Source organism: Actinobaculum sp. oral taxon 183 str. F0552, assembly GCF_000466165.1.
Lineage (GTDB): Bacteria > Actinomycetota > Actinomycetes > Actinomycetales > Actinomycetaceae > Peptidiphaga.
This window is the reverse complement of record NZ_KE951409.1, coordinates 1-3,226: the sequence shown is the minus strand read 5'-3', so window position 1 is coordinate 3,226 and position 3,226 is coordinate 1. Positions and strand designations below refer to the sequence as shown.

Sequence of the window (3,226 nt, the reverse complement as noted above, 5' to 3'; positions counted from 1 at the left end):
CCAGAAGCGCCGCCGGAGTCGTGGACCGGCAGTGGCGAATCCGAGCGCCAACCGCCGGTGCACTCGGCCCGCAAGCCGAAGCCGGACCCGCCCCGACGGCGGAGTGGGCCCGGCCGAATCTCGGCCGGGCCCACTCTCATTCGCCTTCCGGGAGGCATTGCCTGCCGTCAGGCTTCGCCGTCACCGCTCTTGCGGCCTCGGCGGACGGCGACGGCCACGCCGCCGGCAGCGGCCAAGCCGAGCGCGACGACGCCGAGCAGGCGCACGTCCGCACCGGTCCTGGGCAGCTTCGGCTTGGGCTTAGCCGTCTTGGGTGTGACAGGCGTCGACTTGGACGGTGTGGGTTTGCTCGGATGCGAAGGCGTCGGCTTGGGCGTCGGATCCGGAGAGCGATGGGCATGGTAGCCGTCGCTGTCGGTGACTCCCGTGCCGCTCACGAATCCCGTTCCGGTGACCGTCGCCGTGTCGGCGTGCTTCTTGCCCGCTTCCACGCCGGTCAGCTTGGCCGTGCAGGTGAAAGAGCCGCCGATTGCGAGCCTGGCCGGGTTCTGGGCAGCGAAGGACGCCTCCCACCGTGTGCCCTTCGTCCCGTCCGGGAAGGTGCACGTCAGGTCGGAGACCTTGCCGGAACCCGTCGCCTTGTCGGTGACCTCGACCGCGCGCAGCGATTCATTGCCGGTGTTGACGATCGTGAACACCAGGTCGGTCTTGCCCTGGGGAAGGAGGACCGACTCGGCGACGGTGTCCGCGTCGTTTCCCTTGGCGTCCACCTTCTCGATGTCCACGTTCTGCTTGCCCGGCACGCGCGCGTTGTACGGGTTCTCGTCGCTCACGGACTTGCCCGAGCCGACTCCCACGCCCGCGATCGTCGCGTCGTCCGTGTGGACGTCGCCGGTCACGCCGCTCAGATGGGCGGTGCACTTGAAGGAGGCGCCTATCGCGAAGGAGCTCGGTTTCTGGGCAGCGAAGGAGGCGGCCCACTTGACCGTCCACTTCTTGGCCTTGGCGTCGTAGACGCCGGCGGTCGGAGCCTTCTCCCCCGGGAACGTGCAGGCCATCGACTCCACCGTCCCCGAGGAGGTCGTCGTCGTGTCCGTCACGACCACCTGCTTGAGGGCTTCGCCGCCGTTGTTGACGACGGTGAAGTCGAGGTCGACCGCTCCCTTGCCCGTCTTCCCATCGGGGGCGAGAACGGCGGCGTCGGCGGCCTTGTCCGCGTCACGGCCTTTCACGTCCTTCTTGACGATCTCGACGTTGGGGTTCTTGGGCAAGGCGTTGTACGGGTTCTCTCCCGTCACGCCCTTCGCGGAGATCGAGCCGGTGCCGGTCACCTTGGCGGTGTCCGTGTGGTAGACCTTCGTGACGCCGGTCAGCTTGGCCGTGCAGGCGAAGGAATCCGAAATGCGGAAGAGCGTCGGCTTGTCGCCGAAGGAGGCGGCCCACTTGACCGTCCACTTCTTGGACCCCGCATCGTAGACGCCCTTCGTCGGAGCGTTCTCACCAGGGAACGTGCAGGCCATCGACTCGACCTTTCCGGAGCCGGCGACGGTCTCGTCCGTCACGACGATCTCGCGCAGCGGCTCGCCGCCGTTGTTGACGACCTTGAACTTCAGATCGGTCTGACCGGTCTCCAGGACGGGGGCGTCGGCCAGTGTGTCACCGCCGTTGCCCTTAGCGTCGGACTTGTCGATGCTCGTGTGGGGCGTGGGCGGGACGGCATTGTAAGGGTTCTCGTCCTTGACGGTCTTTCCGCTGCCGTAACCCGCGCCTTCCACGGTCGAGGTGTCGGTGTGCAGCGTCTGGGTGACGCCGGTGAGCTTGGCCGTGCACGGGAAGCTCGCCCCGGCGGCGAAGGCGGCCGGATCGGCGTCCTTCCACGAGGCGTCCCACTTGACCGTCCACTTCTTGGACGCCGCGTCGTAGACGCCGGCGGTCGGAGCCTTCTCCCCCGGGAACGTGCAGGCCATCGACTCCACCGTGCCGGAATCCGTGGAGGTCGTATCCGTCACCACGACTTTCTTGAGGTCCTCGGTGCCCGGATTGGTCACCGTGAACTTGAGGTCGGCCGTGCCGGAGGCGAGCCTGACGGGATCGTGGGGATCGTCGGCGTCGTTGCCCGCCGCGTCCTTCTTGACGATGGACACCTTGGGCGAAGGCGGCTTGGCGTTGTAAGGATTCTCATCCTTGACGCCCTTGCCCGACAACGCACCCGTAGCCGAGGCGATCGCCTTGTCGGTGTGGAGCTTCTCAGTGACGCCGGTGAGTTTGGCCGTGCACGAATAGGATTGGCCGATGGCCAGCGTCTTGGGGCTTTGCCCGAAGGAGGCAGCCCACTTGACCGTCCACTTCTTGGCCTTGGCGTCGTAGACGCCGGCGGTCGGAGCGTTCTCACCCGGGAACGTGCACTGCATCGACTCCACCGTGCCGGAATCGGTCGTGGTCTCATCGACCACTTCGACTTCCTTGAGCGGGTCGGCGCCCGAATTCCTCACTGTGAATGCGAGTTCGGCCTGGGCGCGCGGCAGGACTGGAGCGGTGTCGGCCGTGTCGGCGGCATTGCCCGCTTTGTCCTTCTTGTCCACCGAGATACCGGGTTTGGGCGGAAGCCCGTTGTAGGGGTTGTCGTCGTGGACGCCGAGCGTGCTCACCGCGCCCTTGCCGTCCACGGCCGCTGTGTCGGTGTGGACGGTTGCGGCGACGCCGGTCAGGCGGGCGGTGCAGCCGAAGCTGCCTCCCACCGCGAAGGTCTTGGGGTTCTGCCCGAAGGAGGCGGCCCACTTGACCGTCCACTTCTTGGACCCCGCATCGTAGACGCCCTTCGTCGGAGCGTTCTCACCCGGGAACGTGCACTGCATCGACTCCACCGTGCCGGACTCCGTAGATGTCGTGTCGGACACGACGATATCGTGGAGGGCTTCCGGGCCGGGGTTCCTCACGTCGAAGACCAAGTCGGTCTGACCGCCCGGTAGGGCGACCGCGTCCTTCTCGGTGTCCGCGTCGTTGCCCGCCGCGTCCTTCTTGACGATCTTCACCTTGGGTTCGGGTGGGCGGTGTGCGTTGTAGGGATCGGTGTCAGAAGTGTGCAGACCCGAGATCGCCCCATCAGCCTCAACCGACGCCGTGTCCTGATGAGTACTGCCCGACTCACCGGTACGCACCGGCACACCCGACAAATCAGCCGAACACGTAAACGACGCACCCTTGGCGAACACCGCCGGCTGAGCCG

1 protein-coding gene is annotated in these 3,226 nt (G+C 66.8%); it reads right to left on the bottom strand.

From position 1 onward, the window contains the following. Positions 1-167 precede the first annotated feature (167 nt). Complete coding sequence (locus HMPREF0043_RS01755; RefSeq protein WP_156897476.1) at positions 168-3,158, bottom strand: hypothetical protein; 2,991 nt, start codon at positions 3,156-3,158, stop codon at positions 168-170. Between the last annotated feature and the right edge of the window lie 68 nt (positions 3,159-3,226).